The organism is Pseudomonas sp. SG20052, from assembly GCF_031766055.1.
Taxonomy (GTDB): Bacteria; Pseudomonadota; Gammaproteobacteria; order Pseudomonadales; family Pseudomonadaceae; genus Aquipseudomonas; species Aquipseudomonas mandelii.
The window spans coordinates 2,447,383-2,468,159 of sequence record NZ_CP134498.1 but is presented as its reverse complement, the minus strand read 5'-3'; the positions used below and the strand labels follow the sequence as shown (position 1 = coordinate 2,468,159).

Annotated in this window: 23 protein-coding genes and 1 pseudogene; 9 read left to right on the top strand and 15 right to left on the bottom strand. The window is 60.3% G+C overall.

Going from position 1 to position 20,777, the window contains the following annotated elements; genetic code table 11:
• Positions 1 to 174 precede the first annotated feature (174 nt).
• Together RHP74_RS11185 and RHP74_RS11180 are read left to right on the top strand one after the other, a co-directional pair.
• Entirely contained in the window at positions 175 to 1,308 is a 1,134-nt protein-coding gene (locus tag RHP74_RS11185; RefSeq protein ID WP_311099399.1) for an aminotransferase class V-fold PLP-dependent enzyme, read from the top strand.
• Positions 1,309 to 1,746: 438 nt separating this feature from the next.
• On the top strand, positions 1,747 to 2,343 hold the full coding sequence (locus RHP74_RS11180; protein ID WP_311099397.1) for a hypothetical protein: 597 nt from the start codon (positions 1,747 to 1,749) through the stop codon (positions 2,341 to 2,343).
• Between the two features lie 79 nt (positions 2,344 to 2,422).
• On the opposite strand, the gene RHP74_RS11175 is transcribed toward RHP74_RS11180, so the two are convergent.
• On the bottom strand, positions 2,423 to 2,830 hold the full coding sequence (locus RHP74_RS11175; RefSeq protein WP_155953754.1) for a hypothetical protein: 408 nt from the start codon (positions 2,828 to 2,830) through the stop codon (positions 2,423 to 2,425).
• Positions 2,831 to 3,274: 444 nt separating this feature from the next.
• Positions 3,275 to 3,637 carry a DUF6124 family protein gene (locus RHP74_RS11170; protein ID WP_010459091.1) on the bottom strand — a complete coding sequence of 121 codons (363 nt, stop codon included), beginning with the start codon at positions 3,635 to 3,637 and terminating at the stop codon, positions 3,275 to 3,277.
• Positions 3,638 to 4,277: 640 nt separating this feature from the next.
• Here RHP74_RS11170 and RHP74_RS11165 point away from each other — a divergent pair.
• From RHP74_RS11165 to phnE, 4 genes are read left to right on the top strand one after another with little or no spacing between them, the layout of a single operon-like run.
• Positions 4,278 to 5,129 carry a putative selenate ABC transporter substrate-binding protein gene (locus RHP74_RS11165; RefSeq protein ID WP_010459090.1) on the top strand — a complete coding sequence of 284 codons (852 nt, stop codon included), beginning with the start codon at positions 4,278 to 4,280 and terminating at the stop codon, positions 5,127 to 5,129.
• Entirely contained in the window at positions 5,126 to 5,923 is a 798-nt protein-coding gene (locus RHP74_RS11160; RefSeq protein WP_077748804.1) for a phosphonate ABC transporter ATP-binding protein, read from the top strand. The genes RHP74_RS11165 and RHP74_RS11160 overlap by 4 nt, the downstream gene beginning before the upstream one ends.
• The gene (locus RHP74_RS11155; protein ID WP_172790662.1) at positions 5,917 to 6,744 is read left to right on the top strand and encodes an ABC transporter permease; all 828 of its coding nucleotides are present in this window, start codon (positions 5,917 to 5,919) and stop codon (positions 6,742 to 6,744) included. The genes RHP74_RS11160 and RHP74_RS11155 overlap by 7 nt, the downstream gene beginning before the upstream one ends.
• Positions 6,741 to 7,508: a phosphonate ABC transporter, permease protein PhnE gene (phnE, locus tag RHP74_RS11150; RefSeq protein WP_154911600.1), complete on the top strand. Its 768-nt coding sequence runs from the start codon at positions 6,741 to 6,743 to the stop codon at positions 7,506 to 7,508. Before RHP74_RS11155 ends, phnE begins: the two co-directional genes overlap by 4 nt.
• An 18-nt stretch (positions 7,509 to 7,526) precedes the next feature.
• Here the strand turns inward: phnE and RHP74_RS11145 are convergent, their stop codons facing one another.
• On the bottom strand, positions 7,527 to 7,919 hold the full coding sequence (locus tag RHP74_RS11145) for a GFA family protein (protein ID WP_010459086.1): 393 nt from the start codon (positions 7,917 to 7,919) through the stop codon (positions 7,527 to 7,529).
• Between the two features lie 261 nt (positions 7,920 to 8,180).
• On the opposite strand from RHP74_RS11145, the gene RHP74_RS11140 reads away from it, so the two are divergent.
• Entirely contained in the window at positions 8,181 to 9,887 is a 1,707-nt protein-coding gene (locus tag RHP74_RS11140; RefSeq protein WP_010459085.1) for an amidase, read from the top strand.
• Positions 9,888 to 10,172: 285 nt separating this feature from the next.
• Here RHP74_RS11140 and RHP74_RS11135 read toward each other — a convergent pair whose 3' ends face one another.
• From RHP74_RS11135 to RHP74_RS11100, 8 genes are all read right to left on the bottom strand, one after another.
• Complete coding sequence (locus RHP74_RS11135; RefSeq protein ID WP_077748800.1) at positions 10,173 to 11,324, bottom strand: carboxylate-amine ligase; 1,152 nt, start codon at positions 11,322 to 11,324, stop codon at positions 10,173 to 10,175.
• A 33-nt stretch (positions 11,325 to 11,357) separates the two neighbouring features.
• Positions 11,358 to 12,287: a ZIP family metal transporter gene (locus RHP74_RS11130; protein ID WP_311099387.1), complete on the bottom strand. Its 930-nt coding sequence runs from the start codon at positions 12,285 to 12,287 to the stop codon at positions 11,358 to 11,360.
• Entirely contained in the window at positions 12,287 to 12,457 is a 171-nt protein-coding gene (locus RHP74_RS11125) for a hypothetical protein (RefSeq protein WP_154504182.1), read from the bottom strand. Before RHP74_RS11125 ends, RHP74_RS11130 begins: the two co-directional genes overlap by 1 nt.
• Before the next feature lie 65 nt (positions 12,458 to 12,522).
• Positions 12,523 to 13,407, bottom strand: coding sequence for a manganese catalase family protein (locus RHP74_RS11120; protein ID WP_154911596.1), 885 nt, complete (start codon positions 13,405 to 13,407; stop codon positions 12,523 to 12,525).
• A gap of 328 nt (positions 13,408 to 13,735) precedes the next feature.
• A complete protein-coding gene (locus RHP74_RS11115; RefSeq protein WP_077748796.1) occupies positions 13,736 to 14,560 on the bottom strand; it encodes a DUF3618 domain-containing protein in 825 nt (274 codons plus the stop codon).
• The gene (locus RHP74_RS11110) at positions 14,557 to 14,988 is read right to left on the bottom strand and encodes a phage holin family protein (protein WP_083377121.1); all 432 of its coding nucleotides are present in this window, start codon (positions 14,986 to 14,988) and stop codon (positions 14,557 to 14,559) included. Before RHP74_RS11110 ends, RHP74_RS11115 begins: the two co-directional genes overlap by 4 nt.
• Positions 14,988 to 15,614 carry a hypothetical protein gene (locus tag RHP74_RS11105; RefSeq protein ID WP_083377122.1) on the bottom strand — a complete coding sequence of 209 codons (627 nt, stop codon included), beginning with the start codon at positions 15,612 to 15,614 and terminating at the stop codon, positions 14,988 to 14,990. The genes RHP74_RS11110 and RHP74_RS11105 overlap by 1 nt, the downstream gene beginning before the upstream one ends.
• 237 nt (positions 15,615 to 15,851) lie before the next feature.
• Positions 15,852 to 16,232, bottom strand: a complete 381-nt coding sequence (locus RHP74_RS11100) for a RidA family protein (RefSeq protein WP_010459079.1) — start codon at positions 16,230 to 16,232, stop codon at positions 15,852 to 15,854.
• A 165-nt stretch (positions 16,233 to 16,397) separates the two neighbouring features.
• On the opposite strand from RHP74_RS11100, the gene RHP74_RS11095 reads away from it, so the two are divergent.
• Positions 16,398 to 16,547 (top strand): hypothetical protein, encoded by a 150-nt coding sequence (locus RHP74_RS11095; protein WP_162179681.1) that lies wholly within the window; start codon positions 16,398 to 16,400, stop codon positions 16,545 to 16,547.
• A 63-nt stretch (positions 16,548 to 16,610) separates the two neighbouring features.
• On the opposite strand, the gene RHP74_RS11090 is transcribed toward RHP74_RS11095, so the two are convergent.
• Positions 16,611 to 17,627 (bottom strand): succinylglutamate desuccinylase/aspartoacylase family protein, encoded by a 1,017-nt coding sequence (locus RHP74_RS11090; protein WP_169857332.1) that lies wholly within the window; start codon positions 17,625 to 17,627, stop codon positions 16,611 to 16,613.
• Between the two features lie 173 nt (positions 17,628 to 17,800).
• On the opposite strand from RHP74_RS11090, the pseudogene RHP74_RS11085 reads away from it, so the two are divergent.
• Positions 17,801 to 18,286: pseudogene (locus RHP74_RS11085) on the top strand (TetR family transcriptional regulator C-terminal domain-containing protein); the annotation flags it as partial.
• Here the strand turns inward: RHP74_RS11085 and RHP74_RS11080 are convergent.
• The 3 genes from RHP74_RS11080 to RHP74_RS11070 are packed head-to-tail and all read right to left on the bottom strand — an operon-like array spanning position 18,242 to position 20,666.
• Positions 18,242 to 19,249 (bottom strand): DMT family transporter, encoded by a 1,008-nt coding sequence (locus RHP74_RS11080; protein ID WP_145310762.1) that lies wholly within the window; start codon positions 19,247 to 19,249, stop codon positions 18,242 to 18,244. The pseudogene RHP74_RS11085 and the gene RHP74_RS11080 sit on opposite strands and share 45 nt — an antisense overlap.
• Positions 19,249 to 19,947 carry an ABC transporter permease gene (locus RHP74_RS11075; RefSeq protein WP_145310765.1) on the bottom strand — a complete coding sequence of 233 codons (699 nt, stop codon included), beginning with the start codon at positions 19,945 to 19,947 and terminating at the stop codon, positions 19,249 to 19,251. The genes RHP74_RS11080 and RHP74_RS11075 overlap by 1 nt, the downstream gene beginning before the upstream one ends.
• A 5-nt stretch (positions 19,948 to 19,952) precedes the next feature.
• On the bottom strand, positions 19,953 to 20,666 hold the full coding sequence (locus RHP74_RS11070) for an ABC transporter permease (protein ID WP_010459070.1): 714 nt from the start codon (positions 20,664 to 20,666) through the stop codon (positions 19,953 to 19,955).
• Positions 20,667 to 20,777 lie beyond the last annotated feature (111 nt).

Genomic DNA, 20,777 nt, shown 5'->3' with positions numbered 1-20,777 from the left:
GCTTTTTACCGTTGTATTTCATGTGCGCAATCTACGCAGTTAGAACCCGTTGCCGCCCACAGGTGATACCAACCGCTCGACAGAAGTCGCAATTCGATCCCGAGTAATCTTGTCATTTGCCAAGGCTTAGGGCAGGGTCGATACCACTGACATCTCTGCCAAAGGAGTCACCCCATGTCAAAGGTATATCCCAGTATCGATCCCGAGGGGTTGGTCGAGTACTCAGTGGTCTACACCGACCGCTCGCTCAACCACATGTCGCAGTCATTTCAAGACGTGATGAAGAACATTTCCAGGACCTTGAAACAGGTCTACAACGCCCAGGCTGTTGCGGTGGTTCCGGGCAGCGGCACATTTGGCATGGAAGCGGTGGCGCGCCAGTTTGCCACCGACCAGCAATGCCTGGTGATACGCAATGGCTGGTTCAGTTATCGCTGGAGCCAGATCCTTGAGATGGGCAACATCCCGGCGGCCACCACGGTGCTGAAAGCCCGACCTGTCGAGACTGGTCGCCAGGCGGCCTACGCCCCGCCCCCTCTGGACGAAGTGCTGGCAGCCATTCAGGCGCAGAAGCCGCAGATTGTCTTCGCCCCCCACGTTGAAACCTCATCAGGGATTATCCTGCCCGACGAGTACCTGCGGGCCGTCGGCGACGCCGTGCACGCGGTGGGTGGCCTGTTCGTGCTGGACTGCATCGCCTCAGGCACGCTTTGGGTTGATATGCAGCAATGCGCAGTCGACCTGCTGATCAGCGCACCGCAGAAAGGCTGGAGCGCCTCCCCTTGCTGCGCACTGGTGATGCTCAGTTCGTTGGCCCTCGAGCGCATCGAGCGGACGCAAAGCAGCAGCTTCGCCTGCGACCTGAAAAAGTGGCTTCAGATCATGCAGGCCTACGAACAGGGCGGATATGCCTACCATGCGACCATGCCCAGCGATTCCCTCGCGCGATTTAACGAAGTGATGAAAGAGACGCAAGCCTACGGTTTCGACAAGGTCCGCGACGAACAACAGGCCCTGGGCGATCGGGTGCGGGCAATGTTGACCGGCAAAGGCATCAAGAGCGTGGCCGCAGCGGGCTTTCAGGCGCCTGGCGTAGTGGTGAGCTACACCGATGATGCCGACATCAAGAGCGGCAAGAAATTTGCCAACCACGGCCTGCAGATCGCCGCCGGAGTGCCGTTGCAATGCGACGAGCCGGCCGACTTCCAGACCTTCCGCATCGGTCTGTTCGGACTCGAAAAGCTGCACAATATCGAGCGCACGGTCAGCACCCTCGAGCAGGCATTGGACGAGGTGTTGGTTAACTAAGCCCTCATCGTGCCCGCAGCAACTGCCGGACTTGTGAATTCCAGGAAGGCATCCTGCCCCGGGCACTGCCGGCCCATGGCGCTAATCTTCGACAAATTTGACGCTAGTCGCCCGGACGTCATGTTAGAACCACAAGGGAACGCCCGTGCACGCGTCTTACTGACACGTGCACTCTTCAGCGCTCTCAGAAAAGGGTTCCAACGAAGCCTTACGCGGGGTGGATGATTGGCGGCTGAATGACTTGGATTGACCCATAGCTGCCTTTCGCGCAAGGTCGCTAACGGCCAATTTCTGCATGTGACGACTGATCTGAATCCAACGATTGCGGCTTCTGACTAGAGACATTTATGCGGATGTGGCTGCCGCGCTCTGCAAAATAGGCGAGTGGTGATAGACGGGAAATTGGTGTTGAATACGAGCCTTTTCAGGAAGGGTCGTATGAAGAAGGTTTTGTTTGCTCTGGCCTTTGCCACCTCGCTGATTGCTGGATGTGCGTACCAGGCGCCCTATGGAACTCCAGAGGCTACCTCTCAACTGGTGAGCGACCTTGCACTTGATGGAGTGCCGGAACTTGTTGTGCCGGCAAACTGGATGTCTGTTCCCTATGGAGTTACGAAACCAGCTGAACCGACAAAAGGGCTGCTTGTCTCGGAGCGTAGTGGTTTACGTTTGGTAATTTTCGACAATAAGCACTACCGGCAAGCTGGCGAACTTCGCGCGCCCAAGGTGCAATGCGGTTACATCTGGAGGGGGGAGCAGGACACGATGCCTGTGCACCTATTCGAGGCGGAGCATTTTTACGCGTTGAGCCTAGGCGAAACTGTAGGAGCAATGGACGTGAAAAAAAGGGCGCAAGTAGTTCGGTATTTACAGTCCCAACACATACCGTTGCTTACCGTACAAGACGGCTTGTTTGTTCGTGCAACCGGAAACTGGTCTTCCAATGTCCCCTTGCCGAACAACTATGCCCCATGGGACATCGGAGTACCTCTTCCCCGTGGGGAGTTGGAGGCATTCAACCCATGCAAGCATTAATCGGTACTCCGGATCACTCCAGATTATCCAAACACATCTGACTGGCTGCTCCTGGCCGTTTGCTGCCTGTCACCAGTCCTTAAAATAACCTGGTTATTTCATTCAAAATCCGATCCTGCGTTTCAACACTGGGTCTGTGGCGATAAGCCACTGCTAAAAATGCAACGCCTTCGTAGTCGCAGCGGATCGAAAAAGTCATCCCTTGACGAAACCCAAAAACGGACCTGTCTCCGGCATCAACAAAATATCTCGCTTTTGTAAGCGCTGATTGAGCGTGCTTCAGGCATTCAGCTTGACTAAGCGAGTGTTGTATCCAACTGGTAGTGACACGTACAGAAGACGTCTCGCTATCATCGATCGGTGGTCGAGCAATGGCTTTGGCAGGTGTATTGATATTGTCGTTACTGGAACAAGCAGTTAGCCCCATTGAGATAACAGTCAGCAAAAAGCCAAAACGAAGTCTCGAATGCTTAAGTGAGTGTCGCATCGCGGGGCGTTCCTCTGACGATGTGCAATGAATAAAAAATGCCTTGTGCTGCCATGTGCTCGTCTCTGGCGTAGAAACAGACGTTGTTAGCATAGCAGTGGAAAAGTGGCTTTCTGGCAGCCGATCTGCAAGGTCAGCTATTGGCCGACTGCAGTCAGTCACGAAAAGCCGCAGTCGACCCAAAGCGCCGGATGTGTCGAGGCAAATTCGTCGTTACTTTTTGCAGGGGCCTCGCGTCAGGGGGCGATGCGGCCCCGCTCATCCCGCCAGTGCAACGGTTCTTCGAACGGGAAGGAAGAGGGACGAACACACCTGAGCAATAGGCTGGGCAACTTTGTGCAAATCTTTCATAACCGAATGCCCTCCGGTTCGGACCTTTGATTCTGATACAGTCACCTCCCCTCTGTGACGACGGGTTAACCCACCGTCACAGAGGGTGCACCCTTACTCTTTCACCTCAACCTTATCCAACGCCTGATTCACCGCCAACTCCCCCAACATCACCACTTGGGTAATCCCCAACAGCGTCTTGCGATGTGAGTTATCCAATAACGCCGCAAAATTGCTGAGCATAGTAGTGGCCGAGCCCAGTGATTCACTGGCGTTGGCCAGCAGGGACTCGGTGTCGTATGCCGGGTTGGCGAGGAACATCGGTTCGGGTTCGTGGTTGCTGGCCATGATGTGGGCGCCCGGATTGAGGTAGTGGTCGAGGGCGCGTTCGGCGGCTTCGTGGAGTTTTCTGGAATCGAGGGATTCGTAGGGGGATGCCGGATTGGTGTCCGGTGGGTTGGGTGTTGGTTTGATCATGGATGACACTCCGATGCTACTTAAAAAGGAGCCATCGCCCTCTCGCTACCAAACGGAGGGTGGCGGCCATACGGAGGTTGGTAGACCGGGCATCGGAACCGGCGCCCCCGAAGGAGCCCTACGCATGGCCACCATAAAATCGCAGTCCTGAGAAAGGACCGCTGAAGGTGACGCAATGCGTCGATGCTGAGGGTCTACCAAACCCATCACTGTTTTTAGTGACGAGACCACGATAGAACCCACGCCCTAGACGCACAAGCCGGCGGATTCTGGCGCACGCGTAGGCAACGACGCAAGGCGTTGTAGCCGTTAGGACGTAACGCCGAGTGTCTTTAAACGCGCGCGCCCAAACATGTTTAAAGCACTCAAAAAACAGGGACGCGTAGCGCTCGCCCAAAAGCGTACACGCAGGCCTGTTTGCGTCAGAAAACAATGAGAGCGATTAAAATGCCGGTTAAATGCCAACGGCGTGGTCAAGGTTCAGTTCGAGCAATGGTTGTGCAGTCCATCACGACACATATTGACTAGGTCAAAACCGGTTAATATGCCCCCGCTTCGTCTACCCTCACAAAGCGCCAAGCAAGTTCAGCTTGCGTCAGGCGCATCGATCATTTTTCAGTTCATTCACCGGAGAGCTTCCATGCTCAAGCGTACCCTGGCATTGGCCGTCGGCCTTACCCTGACATTTGGCAGCCTGTTGGCGCAGGCCGCCGACACCTTGAAAGTCAGCGCGATTCCCGATGAAGCCCCTACTGAACTGCTGCGCAAGTTCAAGCCGCTGGGCGTTTATCTGGAGCAAAAGCTGGGCATGAAGGTTGAGTTCGTGCCGGTGAGCGACTATCCGGCCGTGGTCGAAGCGCTGGCCACCGACCGCATCGACCTGGCCTGGCTGGGCGGCTTCACGTTTGTGCAGGCACGCCTGAAAACCGGTAATGCCATTCCGCTGGTGCAGCGCGAACAGGATGCCCAGTTCACCAGCAAATTCATCACCGCCGACCCGAACGTCAAATCCCTCGCCGACCTGAAAGGCAAGACCTTCGCGTTCGGCTCGGTGTCCTCCACGTCGGGCAGTCTCATGCCGCGCTATTTCATGCTCAAGGATGGCATCAAGCCAGAAACCTACTTCAGCCGCGTCGGCTACTCGGGCGCCCATGACGCCACCGTCGCCTGGGTCCAGGCCGGCAAGGTGGACGCCGGGGTGCTGAACGCCAGCGTGTGGGAAAAACTGGTCGCTGCCGGCAAGGTCGACACCGCCAAAGTCAAAGTGTTCGCGACCACCCCGGCCTACTTCGACTACAACTGGACAGTGCGCGGGACCCTCGACCCGGCGCTGGCGGCGAAGATCAAGGCGGCCTTCCTGGCACTCGATCCGGCGAACCCGAAGGACAAGGAAATTCTCGATTTGCAGGCGGCCAGCCGGTTCATCGAAACCAGCCCTGACAATTACAAAGGCATCGAGGAAGCCGCACGCGCTGCCGACCTGCTGAAATGACCTTGCGTCTGACCCAGGCCAGCCTGACCCATGCCAACGGCGTCAAGGCATTGCGAGAGGTGAACCTGCACATCGGTGCAGGCGAGCAGGTTGCCGTCATCGGCCCGTCCGGCGCTGGCAAGTCGAGCCTGCTCAACTTGCTGGCCACCGCGTTGCGACCGGACAACGGCGAGTTGCAGGTGCTCGGCGAGCGAGCGTGGCAGCTGTCTGCCCGGCAGCGCCAGCGTTTGCGCGCACGCATCGGGCTGATCCATCAATCGCCGCCCCTGCCACCGCGCCAGCGTGTGGTCACCGCGGTGCTGGCCGGAAAGTTGGGTCAATGGGGCCTGGGCAAGAGCCTGCTGAACCTGATGCATCCTCTGGATATTCCGGGCGCCCGCGCGGCGCTGGCCAGGCTGGACCTGGGCGATAAACTGTTCGCACACTGCCAGCAACTGTCCGGCGGCCAGCTACAGCGCGTGGGCATTGCCCGCGTGTTGTATCAAGCGCCCGAGGTGCTGCTGGCCGATGAGCCGGTTTCGGCAATGGACCCGGTGCTGGCCGAACACACGCTTTCGGTGCTCTGCCGCCACGCCCGGGAGCACAACGTCACCCTGATCGCCAGCCTGCATGCGGTGGAGCTGGCCCTGGCGCACTTTTCGCGGATCATCGGCCTGCGTGACGGGCAGATCCTGTTCGACCTTGCGGCCGGCGACGTCGACCGCGAGCTGCTCGACACGCTCTACGCCAATGAGCAATTGCACACCTCACCGGTGCCTCCAGTGTCCTTGAGTGTGCAGATTCCCCGATGCTGACGTCTGCCTCGCGCGATCCCGCCGCCCTGCCCCGTTTGCTCCTCACCCTGCTGGCGCTCGCCCTGTTGTGGCCGGGCATCCACTTCAGCGAATTGGACCTCGGCGTTTTAGTGGCGAGTGACAGTCAGAGCGAGATGGGCCGGTTTGTTTCCGCCTTCTGGCCTCCGGCCCATGACGCCGAGTTCATCGAACTGCTGTTGCAAGCCACTCTGCAGACCCTGGCCATCGCCACGGCCGGTATGGCCCTGGCGTTGCTATTGGCCGTCCCTGCCAGCCTGCTGGCCAGTCGCGCCCTGTCGCTGTCGGCCGCATCCCGTGCCGGTCACCCAAGCTTCGGCGGCCAACTGCTGCGTTGGCCGGTACGCGGTTTGTTGATCTTCCTGCGCAGCGTGCCGGAAATCGTCTGGGCCCTGCTGTTCGTGCGCGCCGTCGGCCTCGGCCCGACCGCCGGGGTATTGGCTATTGCGATTACCTACAGCGGCATGTTGGGCAAGGTCTACGCAGAAATTTTCGAGTCGGTCGATCAGCGACCGGCCCATGCATTACTGCGTTCAGGCAGCGGTCGACTGGCAGCGTTTTGCTACGGGATTTTGCCCAATGTCGCGGCGGAGCTGCTGTCGTACACGGTGTACCGCTGGGAGTGCGCGATCCGCGCCTCGGTGGTGATGGGCTTTGTCGGTGCCGGCGGTCTGGGTCAGCAAATGGATCTGTCGCTACGCATGTTCGCCGGAGGTGAAGTGGCCAGTTTGTTACTGACGTTCCTCGTCCTGGTGCTGCTGGCCGATCAACTCAGCCGTCTGCTGCGCTGGAGGCTGACATGAATCGCCTGATCAATCTGGTGCTGCTCCTGAGCATTGGCGCTGCGGCAGTCGCCTCGTTCATCTACCTAAGCATCGACCTCGGCGAACTCGGCAGCGCCGGCAACCTGAAGCAGATGGCTGCCTATGTGCAGCGTTTCCTCAGCCCGGACCTGAGCGCGGGTCATCTGCAAGCCATCGGTCACGGCGCGCTGGAAACCATTGCCATGTCCGCCTTGGGCACCCTGCTCGCGGCGGTCTTCGGGCTACTGTTGGCATTGCCCGCGGCCGGGCGTTTCGGCTGGCCGTTGCAGAGTGCATCGCGCCTGGTCCTCAATGCCTTGCGCGCGGTCCCGGAACTGGTATGGGCGGCGCTGATGGTGCTGGCCGCTGGACTCGGCCCCAATGCAGGCACCCTCGCCTTGGCCTTGCACACCACCGGCGTACTCGGCCGGCTGTTTGCCGAAGCACTGGAAAACACCCCGCCCGAACCGGCCGACGCCATCCGCCTGCAGGGCGGCAATGCCATCTCGGCGTTCTGTTACGGCACCCTGCCCAACCTGTTGCCGCAGCTGCTGGCGTACATCCTGTACCGCTGGGAAAACAACATTCGCATGGCCAGTGTGCTCGGATTCGTCGGCGCCGGTGGTTTGGGGCAAATGCTGTATGTCAGCCTCAGCCTGTTCCAGGAAGCTCAAGCCAGCACGGTAATCCTGGCCATGTTGCTACTGGTGATCGCCGTCGATTCATTGAGCAGCTGGAGCCGTCAACGCTGGGTCAAGGCTTGACTGCTTTCGCAGAACGCCCTACTCCTCCAAACGCCCCGTACCCTCACGGTCGTGTTCGTAGTGCCTGATGAGCGCAAACGCCGGCAACCAGGACTCGCGACGCACGATCCAGCTTTCGTAGGTTGGCGTCAGTTGATCAGGGGCATCGAGAGACCCTAGGTTCACTTCGATTTCATCGGCGGTGCGTGCGAAAACGGACGATCCACAGCGCGGACAAAAATGCCGCCCGGCGTAGTCGCGTGTTTCGCCCTCGATCGTCACCGCCTCCTGAGGGAAGATCGCGCTGGCATTGAAAAGGGCCCCATGATGCTTGCGACAATCGAGGCAGTGGCAAAGGCCGACCCGGTAGGGCCGTCCTGATGCCTCGATTCGAACATTGCCGCACACGCAGCCACCGGTGAATCGGTCCATGTTGCATCTCCTCTGAATCAAACACGACGGGATGGAACAGAAGGTGTCGTAACCGGCACAATCCGCTGCACCGTTTCCCTCCGTGCCTTCCTTGGTGCTAAATAGGCAGCCCAGGTTTCAAGTCCAGACCCTGTCGTGTATTGCCGTGAAACGAGAAATCGATATGAACACCCATTTTCAGACAAGTGATACCCCTGAGCCCAAGACCTGGCAAGAGGCCAACCGCCACCTCCTTCCCCATCAGCCGTCAGTGGTAACAGCATGATCGAAGTCACCGAAGTGTCCATTGCCCGATTGCGAGCGGCGCTGGAGTCTGGCCAGACCACGGCAGTTGAACTGGTCCAGGCCTACCTTGCCAGGATCGACGCCTACGACGGCCCCGACACGCCAACCGCGCTCAACGCGGTAGTGGTTCGCAACCCCGAGGCGCTCAACGAAGCGCAAGCGTCCGATGCCCGTCGGGCCAAGGGCGAAACGCTCGGCCCGCTGGATGGCATTCCCTACACGGCCAAGGACAGTTATCTGGTGAAAGGCCTCACCGCGGCCTCTGGCAGTCCGGCCTTCAAAAACCTGATTGCCTATCGCGATGCCTTCACCATCGAACGGCTGCGCGCCGCCGGGGCCATCTGCCTGGGCAAGACCAACATGCCGCCGATGGCCAATGGCGGCATGCAGCGCGGGGTCTATGGCCGGGCCGAGAGCCCGTACAACGCTGACTACCTGACGGCGCCTTTCGCATCGGGCTCATCGAACGGCGCCGGGACGGCCACCGCCGCCAGTTTCGCGGCCTTCGGCCTTGCCGAAGAAACCTGGTCGAGCGGACGCGGTCCGGCCTCGAACAATGGCTTGTGCGCCTATACCCCTTCGCGCGGGGTGATTTCGGTGCGCGGCAACTGGCCGCTGACGCCGACGATGGACGTGGTTGTGCCCTACGCGCGAACCATGGCCGACCTGCTTGAAGTGCTCGACGTGGTGGTGGCGCAAGACCCGGATACACGCGGCGATCTGTGGCGGCTGCAACCCTGGGTGCCGATACCGAGCGTCGCGTCGGTGCGCCCCGCGTCCTACGCCGGGCTGGCCGCGACCACCGATGCGCTCGCTGGAAAACGCTTCGGCGTGCCGCGCATGTACATCAACGCGGACCCTGACGCGGGCACCAGCGAGGCGCCGGGCATCGGTGGCCCGACGGGGCAGAAAATCAATACCCGCCCTAGCGTGATCGGTCTCTGGGAAGACGCCCGGCGGGCACTCGAAGCCGCTGGTGCAGAGGTGGTCGAAGTCGACTTCCCGCTGGTATCGAATTGCGAAGGCGATCGTCCGGGCGCACCGACCGTGTTCACCCGCGGCCTGGTGTCCAAGGAGTTCCTGCACCATGAGTTGTGGGACCTGTCGGCCTGGGCGTTCGATGATTTTCTGCGGGCCAACGGTGATCCGAAACTGAATCGCCTGGCCGATGTCGACGGGCCGCTGATCTTCCCGCATGACCCGGGCACCCTGCCCAATCGCGAAGACGACCTTGCCGCCGGCATGGACGAATACGTGAAGATGGCCGAGCGTGGCATCACGCCGTGGGATCAGATCACCACGCTGCCGGACGGCCTGCGCGGGCTTGAAGAAACACGTCGAATCGACCTTGAAGACTGGATGGACCGGCTGAAGCTCGATGCGGTGCTGTTTCCGACAGTGGCCGACGTCGGGCCGGCAAATGCCGATGTCGATCCGCAGTCGGCGGACATCGCGTGGAGTAACGGTGTGTGGGTCGCCAACGGCAACCTCGCCATCCGCCACCTCGGTGTGCCGACGGTCACGGTGCCGATGGGCGTCATGCCGGACATCGGCATGCCGGTCGGGCTGACCTTTGCCGGTCGTGCCTATGACGACTCAGCGCTGCTGCGCTTTGCTTCGGCGTTTGAGTCGGCCGGCAGCAAACGAATGATCCCGCCTCGGACACCGCCGTTGCAGGGCTGAAATAGCTGCGCGCGGGATTGGGCCAGTGCAGGCTCCAATCCCGCCTTGTCATCAATTCACCCGGACTCCAAAACTCAAACCTTCACTGATCCAAGACAATCTCCAGTCGAACAAGAACCCTGTGGCGAGGGAGCTTGCTCCCGCTGGGTCGCGAAGCGCCCCCAAAAAGGGCCTGCTGCGCAGTCCAACGGGAGCAAGCTCCCTCGCCACAGATACGACGTTGCGTTTAAGTGAACAGCATTACTCGCCACAGGGGGCTTGTTCGGCTGGAGATTATCTTCGGTCTTAGGTGAGCGCCGTTTCACTGATGCACGGCGCCTGCGACGTTTCCATCAGCAGTTGATCCACGACTTGCGACAACGCGGCGTCAACATCCCCTCCCCCACGCAAGGCTCGCGCATACACTCTCCGCTGCCGGTCCGCACTGGTGCCGTCCCGGAGAATCCGGCGGGCCTGGGCGAACACATCCTCCACGCCCATCTTCTGCGCCGTGTCTCCAAGAATCTGTTGCGCCCTGAACAGCCATTGCGCCGCAGAGAACGGTCGATCGTAGCCTTCAACGATGAAGGCTGCGTGGATGCCGGACCGTTTCGCCCGCCAGCGATTTTCCTTGAGGATCCATTGTGACACTTGCGAATAACTCAATCCCGGGCGAGGTTGGTCAATGGCATGGGCCACCAGCAAGCGAAACAAAGAGGCGATGCACAAGACGTCATCCAGGCGCGGACAGGCATCCGTCATGCGCATCTCCAGCGTTGGGTATTTCGCGGCAGGTCGTAAGCCCCACCAGCAATCGCCCGCCTGCTTGATCGTGCCGGTGCGGATCAGCATGGCGACGTAGGCTTCATAGGCGCTTTGATCTTCGAAGAATTCAGGAATGCCCATCCGCGGCCATTCATCACACGCCGTTTGACGGTAGCTCATGAAGCCGCTGTCGGCGCCGTCCCAAAAAGGTGACGATGTGCTCAGTGCCAACAACAGCGGCAACCACGGCAAGACCTCGTTCATCACTTGAATACGGTCCACGTGCCCTGGCACTTCAACATGCACGTGCAGGCCGGACAGCACGCTGCGCCTTGCCACGCGCTGGTAGTCTTCAAACAGTTGAACAAAATGAGGATGGTCGGTGGCGTGCTGCAAACGCCAATCGCTCAACGGGTGGCTGCCGGCACTGAGCAGTCCCAGACCGTGACGTTCGAGCGTCCCCCGCAACCTTGAGCGCGCAGAAAACAGGTACTGCGCTGCTTGCGCGACGCTGGTGAAGATGGGGGACGCGACTTCGATCTGCCCCTTGAACATTTCATGGGCGAAACAATCGCCGAGCACCCCCTGACACGCTTCAATCGATACGTCGGGAGGATTCTCGGCCATACGCCGGGTGGCCAGGTCCGTAATGAAGTATTCCTCTTCAATGCCAAACTTCAGGTGCCTGTCCATCGCCTCACCCCTCACCTTGCCCTTGAATCAAGCCTAGCCTAACGCCGTATCGAGAAACATCATGAGCCCGAACCCTAGCATCAGGCCCAGCGTCGCCGGGGTTTCGTGGCCATTGCGGTGTGTCTCGGGAATCACCTCGTGGGAGACGACGAAAATCATCGCGCCCGCCGCCAGGCCCAGGGCAACCGGGTAACCCAGCGCGAAGCCGGTGGAAATGCCCAGTCCCACGACAGCGCCCAATGGCTCCATCAGCCCTGAGCCGACCGCGATCAGCGCCGCCCGCAACGTCGACACACCCGTCACTCGCAGCGCCAGTGCAATGGCCAGTCCTTCGGGGATGTCCTGGATGGCAATCGCGGTGGTCAATGGCAGACCCACCTTCATGTCCCCGTTGGCAAAACTGACGCCGATGGCCATGCCTTCCGGCAAGTTATGTAGCGTGATAGCCAACACGAACAGCCACACTCGATTGATGCGCTGTGCGTGCGGGCCCTTGCGACCAATCTTCTGATGCTCATGTGGGACAAAGCGATCCAGCCCGATCATCAGAGCCACGCCCAAACCCAACCCAAAGACCACGACACACGCCGCCAGCATCTTATTGCCGCAAATGGCCTGCGCCGCCGCGATACCAGGAAGAATGAGAGAGAACGAGCTGGCCGCGAGCATCATGCCCGCGGCGAAACCCAGCATGATGTCCTGAGTCCGTGCGGCAATGTCACGCAAGACCACGGCCAAAACGGCGCCAAGTGCGGTCGCGCCGAAACCCGAGACGCCGCCCAGGAATGCATACCGCAAGTTGACTCGATCCGCCCCGGTCAAGGCGCTGTAGCCGCTGACCAGCAGCAGAGCGGTGACACCCACCAGAGTTGACCAGAACAGAATGCTCAGCCAACTGCCGCTTTTTCCTGGGGCAAACCAGGCGCGCCAAGGGCCTCTTGCAGGCGAAGAATGGTCCGACATCAGGACACCTGTTTTCCGTTGGAGCGCTTACGGGTCGCTTCAGGCGCAGCCATCCGGATCTGTTTTGATATCCGCAAAGCGTCTCGTTCGAACGCCATTGCAGTGGTATTGAACAGCCGATAAAAGTCCTGTGTAGCCTCTGCGGAAAAAGCGTCTGGATTGGAATTCATGGGGTTCACCTCAACTCTCCAGCACCACAAAAAACCGCACGCCGGGTGGCGTGCGGTGACCCTCGTCACGCATCGGGTTTTCCGTAGAGGCCCGCCCCCAAGTCAGCACCCGTGATCGGATCGCTTTCAGGGTCAGACATCGTGCGGACTTTCATGGCCAGCAACAGCTCCTCGTCTTCGGCGCTGAGCTGGACACTTGCCGTGCCGTCCCCGCCATCGACTGCCGGCTGTGGATCGTCCACGTAATTCCAGTCCTCGCCCTGGTTCCATGGCCCGCGAGTGCTGCCTTCGCCTTGAGACAGGTTGAAATAGACGTTGGTGAATTCCGGCATGCCGGGAAGCTTGCCCTGCGGAAAGTTCGGCTGGATCGCGTGCAGGGCTTTTTCAAAGGAGAGTTGATGGGCGATCTCGCGCGTCATCAGAAACCCCAGCGCCTCTTTCACCCCGGGATCATCCGTGATGTTCATCAAGCGCTCGTAGACGATTTTGGCGCGAGCCTCGGCGGCGATGTTGGAGCGAAAGTCAGCGGTTGGCTCACCGATGGTGTCGACATACGCGGCCGACCACGGCACTCCGGCCGAATTGGTCAGCGGTGCCCCGGCGCCGTACAACAGGCTGGTAATGTGCGAGTCATTGCCCGCTCCATTGATCGCGCGGTACAGCTCGCCTTCTTCGTCCACCCCTTCTGCCAGTTGACCCTTGGCGCCCTTGTTGAGCATCACGATGATCGATCCGACGACCTCCAGGTGACTGAGCTCTTCGGTGGCAATGTCCATTAGCAGATCCTTTCTTCCCGGATCATCCTCGGCCAAAGCCTGGGTGAAGTAGCGGGACGCCGCCGCCAGTTCGCCTTGGGCGCCGCCGAATTGTTCGAGCAAAAGGTTCGCCAACCCCGGGTTGGGTTGGGCGACACGCACGGTGTATTGAAGTCGTTTGTTATGTAGAAACATGACGAATCTCCTCAGGCCTGAAGGGGCGTCGATATCCATCCGGCAAATGACCAAATGCGCCGCCCACAGTTATCTGAAAGTGCCGCGCCTGAGAAAATTTTAAAAAGATTGGCCACTCGCGACAGGCGGCATTGGCGGCGGGTTTTGGCATGCGTTTGTCACCAGTCGTCGGCGATCAATCAATCGATTCAAACTTTTATCGGTCGCCAGATCTCCACCGCTGTCACACCTGTTTTTCATCGTTCGACGGCGCTTGAGAAGCGGAAAAAAACGGGAGGTCTGTGTCAGGCCTCCCGCTGTTTTTTGCAGCCCTTTATGAAGCGCCGGATTACGAGGTGCCCAAACCTCGTGACAGATCGGCTGGCGTATCGGAGGCCGCGTGGTATTCCCCTTGCGGTTTCGTTTCTACGTCCGAGTGATCGGTGGTTTTGGTCACGGTGTCGCGCACAGCCTCGAACCCCTCCCTCGCCTGTTGCTTTACCTTATCGGCCAGGCCGGCGCTGGTTTTGCCCATGTAGCGTTGCTCGGTCGCTGTCGAAGGCAATGCCGCGCCCAGCATGGCACCTAACGCGATGCCCGCGGCGGCGACCATCAGGGGTTGCTCCTTCAACAACTGACTGAATTGAGTCCCCAGCACCTGCGAACTGCGGACCAATCGGTCACTGGCATCATGCACGGCATGACTGATGGTGTCGGTAGCAGCACCCAGGTTGTCGCCCATGTGAGCGGCCTTGCCCTTGATGGTCTGATAACCGTCCTTGAGCGTGTCAGTCGTCTGGTGCAAATGGTCACGGGCACTGTCGATGCCATCAGCCAGACCGTCGGCCCACTCGCCGACTTTGTTTTGATCCGGACCCACGCGATAGCCTGGACGGGGTGACGGCGGGCGATTCTGACTCATCATCAACCACAGCAAACCGACGGATGTCAGGACGGCGGGAACCGGATTGTTGCGAACGCTGGTGCCCAGGTTAGTCAGGAATGTCGTGCCGTTGCTTTGCATCATCGTCAGCGCCTGATCGAACATCTGCCCAGGGGTGAACTTGCTTTCCAGCGCATCGACGATGTTGCCGATACTCGCCCGCTGAGCATCGATTTCACGCTCGATGGCTTCAGGGCTTTTTGCCGCTTCGATGTCGAATTCACTGTTCATGAGACTTTCCTCCGCAGCGCTTCCTGGTCTTTGTTCAAGGCATCCAGCGTGCGATCAGGCTTGAAGTGGGACGGCTCGAATTGTTTTTTCCCGGACTGCAGCATGGCGAACCCGACGATCATCACCACCACGCCAACAATCAGCGCCGCCAGCCACGGCGCCATCACGGTGCTGAGGCCATAGACTGCGGACATCAACAGAATGATGAACCCCGCCAACAGGACAATCGCCCCTCCCGCAACCCCGGCGATGCCGGCTTTGAGTGTTGTGAGACTGGCTTGAAGTTCGGCTTTGGCCAGCGCCAGTTCCTTGGTGAACAGCGCGGGCACTTCACGGGATAACTGACGTAACAGACCGACGACCGAAGCGTCATGGTCCGGCGCGTGCACCGGTCTTGAGCCTGGAAAATCTGGATCTTCTCTGTTCATCACAGTGCTCCATTGACGTTTGTCGAACCCGGTGTGGAGGTCGTCGCGAAGTTCGAAGGGTGGTCTTGCTCGCTCGGTGGGGCCGGCGTGTTGTCAGTGCGTGACGCGACGGAGGTTTCATAGGGGCGTTGCGCACCAAAACCGCCTGGCGGAGGCATCGAGTGGCCGGCTGCCGGGTTGTTGGCATCGGTGAAGGTGGCCGCCGGAGAACTGCCGGCCTTCAGGAATCGCGACAGGCCGAAACCCAGCGCGATGCTGCCGGCAATGAACAGCCCTGGATTGCTGCGGGCCAGCTCGGCCCCGTCATGCAGCAGCTGTTCGGCACTTTTGCCGCGCAAGTTTCCGGCCAGGCCACTCATGGATTCCGCCATGTCGGCCAGGTAGTCGGACATGCCGAGGGTGTCCTTGCTTTCGAGTTCGGAGACAACCGATTTCGCGCCCTTGGCCAAAGCCTCGATCTGATCGGCGGCGGTGTCGCGGTATTGCCCGAACTGAGCGTCCGCCTGTTGTCGTGCACCCTCAAGTGCCTCCGTCACGTCCTCCTTCAAGTGCTCAAAGCCTGGCTCCGGCCCTGGGGAATCGGGCTTGTCTGGCTGACTCCCGGTGGTGCTGTCTGAAGTATTCATGTCATCCCTCGCCTTCTGTCTGTAATCAAGCGTTCCGGGAGTTCGCAATGAGTGCAGCCTCCCTCACTGCAGATGACGAAGGGGGGTGATGGGGAGTTCCAACGGAGTGATGATCTGCTTTTCTGTGAGAGGCGAAGCTAAATTCGTAGAGGGATAAGGGGTATCGCGAAGAGGCATGCAAGGTCGTTGTTTTTGAAACCGGGTCAGGCGGATTTTCATCACACCTGACCCGCACCGTCAGGCTTTGGCGGCCATCGCTGTGACTTCCACGCGCATGCCTTCGACCGCCAAGGCGGCCACACCAACGGCGGCACGAACCGGCCACGGTTTGGCGAAGAAGCGTTTATAAACCTCGTTGAACGCGGCGCGGTCGGCCATGTCGGTGAGGTAGATGGTCAGGTGCAGCACCCGGTCCATGGAACTGCCGGCACGCTCCAGCGCGACCTTCAGCGCCTGCAGCGTGCACTCGCTCTGCAGGGTGATATCGCCCAGTTCCAGGCTGCCGTCGGCGCGGGTGGGGATTTGGGTGGAGACCAGCATGCCGCCGAAACCGGCGACGTCGGAGGAGATGGAATCCGCGTCGGGATCAGGGGTGAACGTGATGTCTTGGTTTGCCATGGAGGATCTCTTTCTTGAAGGAATAACGAGGCGGTCGATGCCTTGAGCGCGGACAGTTTACAGGCCGAAGCCGGGATTGCATGTGCGCTTGAACCCCGGCAAAAAAAATCTCGAACTCCCTCTGCGCCCCTGCATCCAATGTGTAAGTCAACGGAGGTACACGCGATGAACAGCGATGACAGTGACATCGAACGGGATCGGAAAGACAAGGACGCCGAAGAGCTCGATTCAGAAACGCATCCCGAAGAGGATGAAGCCGAGGCGCTCCAACGAAAGATAGATGAGATAGAACGCAAAGTGGCGGATGGGAACTAGCGTGAAGGCCACCCCGCTTATCTTCAGCGGAGGTGGCCAACAGGCTGAACGAATGCTCTGCGCCTAGTTCGGGTCCAGCAACCCGCCACTCCAGTTGCGCGAAATCCGGCTCCCGGTGAATTTCGCCACCACCATGCCCTGCGACACGAGCCGGTCCCGATAGCGTGTGACCATCCGCCCCGCCTGCTCGGCCACCAGCACCACTTCGGAAGACGGATCACCGGGCCGTCGCAGAATCCGCGCAAAGCGCTGCCCTTCCTCGACGAAGTCACCGAGTTCCTTTTCAAAGATCAACACCCCGGGTTGCGGCGCGAGGATGGTTTCCATCTGGCCCATTTCCATCACTTCGACGGGCCAGTCACCGGGTGACAACGCCTCGTCGATGACCCCGCAACTGCACAGCCAGGCGTACAGTCCCGCGGCGTCCTGCTCGGCCAACCGATCGCTGACATCGCCCTGCCCACGCAGCTCCAGGGTCGCGGCCATGCGTTGCGCGGTGACGCCATCACGCAGCCACGGTGCGATGATGGTTTCTTCGAAGGAGCCGTCGCCGCCGTCATCCCAGATGATCGCCACGTCCATCTTCATCGCCGCCGCCAATTCGCGGGCACGGGGCCAGAAACTGCGGTGCACGTAGAGGTAGGGCAAGGCTTCGTCATCGGTGTGCAGGTCGAGCATCACCTGCGCCGTGGACGCCAGTTGCACCAGGCTTTTCTGCCACTCCTGGACGTTGGTCGAAGGTTGCTCCATCGCGGCTGACTGGTCGAACGCGCGGTTGAAGTTATGCCCGGTCGCATCGTGAAAGCGACCGAGAATCCGCCCCTGGCGAAACTGCCCGATACCCAGGGGATTGGCCTGCGGCACCACCGTCACACTGCCCTTGAGCCGGCCCTCGGCCTCGACGACTAGAAGCCGTTGCATCAACAGATGCAACACCAGCATCCCGGCGATTTCGTCGGCGTGCACCCCCGCCTGCAAATGCACCTTCGGCCCGCTGCCGTCGCCCCCGAAACGCCACGCGCCGACCTGCACCGGATCACCGTTGTTGTTGCGAACACTGAACGAAATATCCTGCGCCATCTGCTTGTCCTCCCCCGTCATGAACGTTAAAAACCGGTGCATCACTGCGGCCGACACTGGAGATTGAACGCATGTTCAACTAAGCTCGCCAACCTGGCACTGCACCCAAGGATTCCCGTGTGACAACCCCCTCTCCAAAAAACCGTCGCGCGGAGCCCGATGAGCGTCGCGAGATGCTGGTGGCCGCCACGTTGCGTTGCCTGGTCCGCGACGGCCACGCGGGCATTTCCGTGCGCCGTATTGCCACCGAAGCCGGGGTGTCCGTCGGCCTGCTCAATCACCATTTCGGCAGCATCGATGCGTTGATTGCCGACACGTACCAGAAGATCGCCAGCGAACTGACCACCGCCCTGCGCCAGGAAATCCAGCAGGCCGCCACCCCGGCGCAAAAAATGGACGCGTTTCTCGTCGGTTCTTTTTCGCCAAGGGTCATGGACCCGCAATTGCTTGGCGTCTGGGTGGTGTTCTGGAGCCTGATTCGGCACTCCGAACACGTCAGCCAGTCCCACGAAAAAAGCTACCGCGCCTACCTCGATCTGCTGCGCCAGTTGCTCGATGACATGGCCGCCAGCGAAGGTTTCGTGATCCACGACACACGCCTGGCCGCCATCGGTTTATCGGCGATGCTCGACGGACTCTGGATCGAGTGGTGTCTCAACCCCGAAACCTTCAGCCCCGCCAACGGCCTCCACATCTGTCGCTGCTGGATAAAGGGGCTGCGTCACGGAGCATTCAGCACCGACGACATCCTGTGAGGGGTGGCGCCCGAAGATCATCGCCAGGGTGCCGCTGACCGCAATCAGGCCGGCACCGATCATCAGCGACACATCCATCAATGTGCCCCAGATCAGACTCGACAGCAGGAACGCCCAGATCAACCCGGTGTACTCGAACGGCGCGAGCAAGGTGGCAGTGGCCCGTTGAAAACTGGCAAACAGCAGGAACTGACCGATACCACCCACCAGACCGGCAACCAGCATGCCCAGCCACGCCGGCGTCGGTGCCGGGGTGAACGTCCAGGGCAACGCGACGGTCATGCACAGCACGAACACCACGTTGGTGATCAGCATCTGCTCCAGCACTGACGTCTGGTCATCCACCTGACGCAACTGGATGTAAGTGAACGCCCAGCACATCGCCGCCAGCAGCGTCAGCACGATGGGCCACGGATCGGCGATGTTGCTTGGACGACAAGCGATGATCACCCCGACAAACCCCAGGATCAGGGAAAACCACTGCCAGCCGCTGGCCCGCTCCTTGAGAATCACCGCCGCCAGCACCGTGACCATGATCGGCGCGGAAAAATACAGGGTGGTCATTTCCGCCAGCGACAGGTCCCGCGCGGCCGTGTAATACAGCAGCCAGGCCACGATCGACAACAAACCGCGCACCACCAGCAAGCGCCGGCTCGGCGAACGCCAGGCCCGCTGGACCAGGCGCAGACGCCCGGCCAACAGGCACGCGACGACCACCACCAGGCTGCGCCAGAACAGGATGGTGACCACCGAATAATCGGTCACCAGCCACTTGATGACCGCGTCCTGCAACGTCAGAAACATGTACCCCAAGGTGCACAGGCCGATGCCCTGCAGCGAACGGTCGACGACCTGCGAGGTGCTCATTACAGCGACCTGCGCACAGGCGTCCCGCGCCGTTCGGCAAAGGCAAACAGCGCCTCGATCAGGAACGTCAGGCAGACGTAGACCCCGGCCACCAGCAACAACGGTTCATAAACCTGCAAGGTCTGCGCCCGCACCACGTTCGCGGCACCCAGCAGATCGACAATCGCAATCGTCGAGGCCAGCGCCGTGGATTTCAGCAACATCACGGTTTCCCCGGCCAGTGTCGGCAACAGCAACCGCAGCGCCCGAGGCAATCGCACCCGCAGCAGCGATTGGCGCGGTGTCATGCCAAACGCCGAGGCCGCTTCCATCTCGCCTTTTGGCACCGCCAGCAGCCCGCCGCGAATCACTTCGCCGACATACGCGCCCACCGACAACACCAGGGCGAACACGATGTACCAGTAACCGTCGCGCAAATACGGCCAGAGAAAACTGCCGCGTATCAGCGGGAACTGCGCAAACACGCTGCCGAGCCCGTAGTAGAAGATGTAGATCTGGATCAGCAACGGCGTACCGCGCAACACGCTGGTGTAGAACTGGCTGGCCTTGGCGATCCCCTTGTTTTTCGAGATTCGCGCCAGCGCCACCAGCACCGCCAGCGCAAAACCGAGCACACTGGAAATTAACAGGATGGTGATGGTCGTTTGCAGTCCCCGGCCTAACAGCGCCGCGTATTCAACTATCCACGCTGGAATCATTTCATTCACTCAGCCAAAGGCATCCAGCGACGAATACGCCGCTCGAGCCGTCCAGACAGGTAGTTGGACACCAACGTCACCGCGTAATACAACGCCGCGGCCGTGAGGTAGAACAACAAGTAATGACGCGTCGAACCCGCCCCTTGCTTGGCGGTGTACAACAACTCGTTGGTGCCAACCACACTGATCAAGGCGCTGTCCTTGATCAGGTTGATCCACAGGTTAGCCATGCCGGCCATCGCATACGGCGCCATGATCGGCAGCGTGACGCGTCGGAACAGACCGAAACCGCTCAGGCCGAAGGCCTTCGCCGCTTCAATCTGGCCGAAGGGGATCGCCTGGATCGCCGCGCGGAAAATCTCCGAGGCGTAGGCGCCCTGCACCAGCCCCAGCACCACGATGGCGGCCAACGGACCGCTGACATTGACGACGCCGTAGCCCATCTGCGTCATCAGCGAATTGAGGAGCATTGAGCCGACGTAGTACAGCAGCAGGATCAACAGCAACTCCGGAATCGCCCGGAACAAGGTCGTGTAACCACGCATCAGCGCCGCAATCGGCTTTGGCGCGCCGAGCTTCAGGCAGGCCACCACCAGACCGATGAACAGCCCGACCACAAAAGCCCCGGCCGAGATTTGCAGGGTCATCCAAAGCCCCTTCAACAGCGCACCGCCCCATCCTGTTTCGCTGAAGTTGATCAATTCGAACATGGCTGGCATTTCAGTCTCCAATCGGTGGCCTGGACGCACCACCGCCCTCTTGTGGGAGCGAGGCTTGCCCGCGAAGCTTTTGGCGGCTTCAAGGGCCCCTTCGCGGGCAAGCCTCGCTCC

Excerpts from the sequence above, each read along its gene's own strand:
- RHP74_RS11075 (WP_145310765.1), bottom strand. The coding sequence starts at position 19,947 with ATGATTCCAGCGTGGATAGTTGAATACGCGGCGCTGTTAGGCCGGGGA.
- RHP74_RS11165 (WP_010459090.1), top strand. The coding sequence starts at position 4,278 with ATGCTCAAGCGTACCCTGGCATTGGCCGTCGGCCTTACCCTGACATTT.
- RHP74_RS11105 (WP_083377122.1), bottom strand. The coding sequence starts at position 15,614 with ATGAATACTTCAGACAGCACCACCGGGAGTCAGCCAGACAAGCCCGAT.
- RHP74_RS11180 (WP_311099397.1), top strand. The coding sequence starts at position 1,747 with ATGAAGAAGGTTTTGTTTGCTCTGGCCTTTGCCACCTCGCTGATTGCT.
- RHP74_RS11160 (WP_077748804.1), top strand. The coding sequence starts at position 5,126 with ATGACCTTGCGTCTGACCCAGGCCAGCCTGACCCATGCCAACGGCGTC.
- phnE (WP_154911600.1), top strand. The coding sequence starts at position 6,741 with ATGAATCGCCTGATCAATCTGGTGCTGCTCCTGAGCATTGGCGCTGCG.
- RHP74_RS11090 (WP_169857332.1), bottom strand. The coding sequence starts at position 17,627 with ATGGCGCAGGATATTTCGTTCAGTGTTCGCAACAACAACGGTGATCCG.
- RHP74_RS11080 (WP_145310762.1), bottom strand. The coding sequence starts at position 19,249 with ATGAGCACCTCGCAGGTCGTCGACCGTTCGCTGCAGGGCATCGGCCTG.
- RHP74_RS11135 (WP_077748800.1), bottom strand. The coding sequence starts at position 11,324 with ATGGACAGGCACCTGAAGTTTGGCATTGAAGAGGAATACTTCATTACG.
- RHP74_RS11185 (WP_311099399.1), top strand. The coding sequence starts at position 175 with ATGTCAAAGGTATATCCCAGTATCGATCCCGAGGGGTTGGTCGAGTAC.
- RHP74_RS11175 (WP_155953754.1), bottom strand. The coding sequence starts at position 2,830 with ATGCGACACTCACTTAAGCATTCGAGACTTCGTTTTGGCTTTTTGCTG.
- RHP74_RS11070 (WP_010459070.1), bottom strand. The coding sequence starts at position 20,666 with ATGCCAGCCATGTTCGAATTGATCAACTTCAGCGAAACAGGATGGGGC.
- RHP74_RS11145 (WP_010459086.1), bottom strand. The coding sequence starts at position 7,919 with ATGGACCGATTCACCGGTGGCTGCGTGTGCGGCAATGTTCGAATCGAG.
- RHP74_RS11100 (WP_010459079.1), bottom strand. The coding sequence starts at position 16,232 with ATGGCAAACCAAGACATCACGTTCACCCCTGATCCCGACGCGGATTCC.
- RHP74_RS11170 (WP_010459091.1), bottom strand. The coding sequence starts at position 3,637 with ATGATCAAACCAACACCCAACCCACCGGACACCAATCCGGCATCCCCC.
- RHP74_RS11110 (WP_083377121.1), bottom strand. The coding sequence starts at position 14,988 with ATGAACAGAGAAGATCCAGATTTTCCAGGCTCAAGACCGGTGCACGCG.
- RHP74_RS11140 (WP_010459085.1), top strand. The coding sequence starts at position 8,181 with ATGATCGAAGTCACCGAAGTGTCCATTGCCCGATTGCGAGCGGCGCTG.
- RHP74_RS11115 (WP_077748796.1), bottom strand. The coding sequence starts at position 14,560 with ATGAACAGTGAATTCGACATCGAAGCGGCAAAAAGCCCTGAAGCCATC.
- RHP74_RS11130 (WP_311099387.1), bottom strand. The coding sequence starts at position 12,287 with ATGTCGGACCATTCTTCGCCTGCAAGAGGCCCTTGGCGCGCCTGGTTT.
- RHP74_RS11125 (WP_154504182.1), bottom strand. The coding sequence starts at position 12,457 with ATGAATTCCAATCCAGACGCTTTTTCCGCAGAGGCTACACAGGACTTT.
- RHP74_RS11155 (WP_172790662.1), top strand. The coding sequence starts at position 5,917 with ATGCTGACGTCTGCCTCGCGCGATCCCGCCGCCCTGCCCCGTTTGCTC.
- RHP74_RS11095 (WP_162179681.1), top strand. The coding sequence starts at position 16,398 with ATGAACAGCGATGACAGTGACATCGAACGGGATCGGAAAGACAAGGAC.
- RHP74_RS11120 (WP_154911596.1), bottom strand. The coding sequence starts at position 13,407 with ATGTTTCTACATAACAAACGACTTCAATACACCGTGCGTGTCGCCCAA.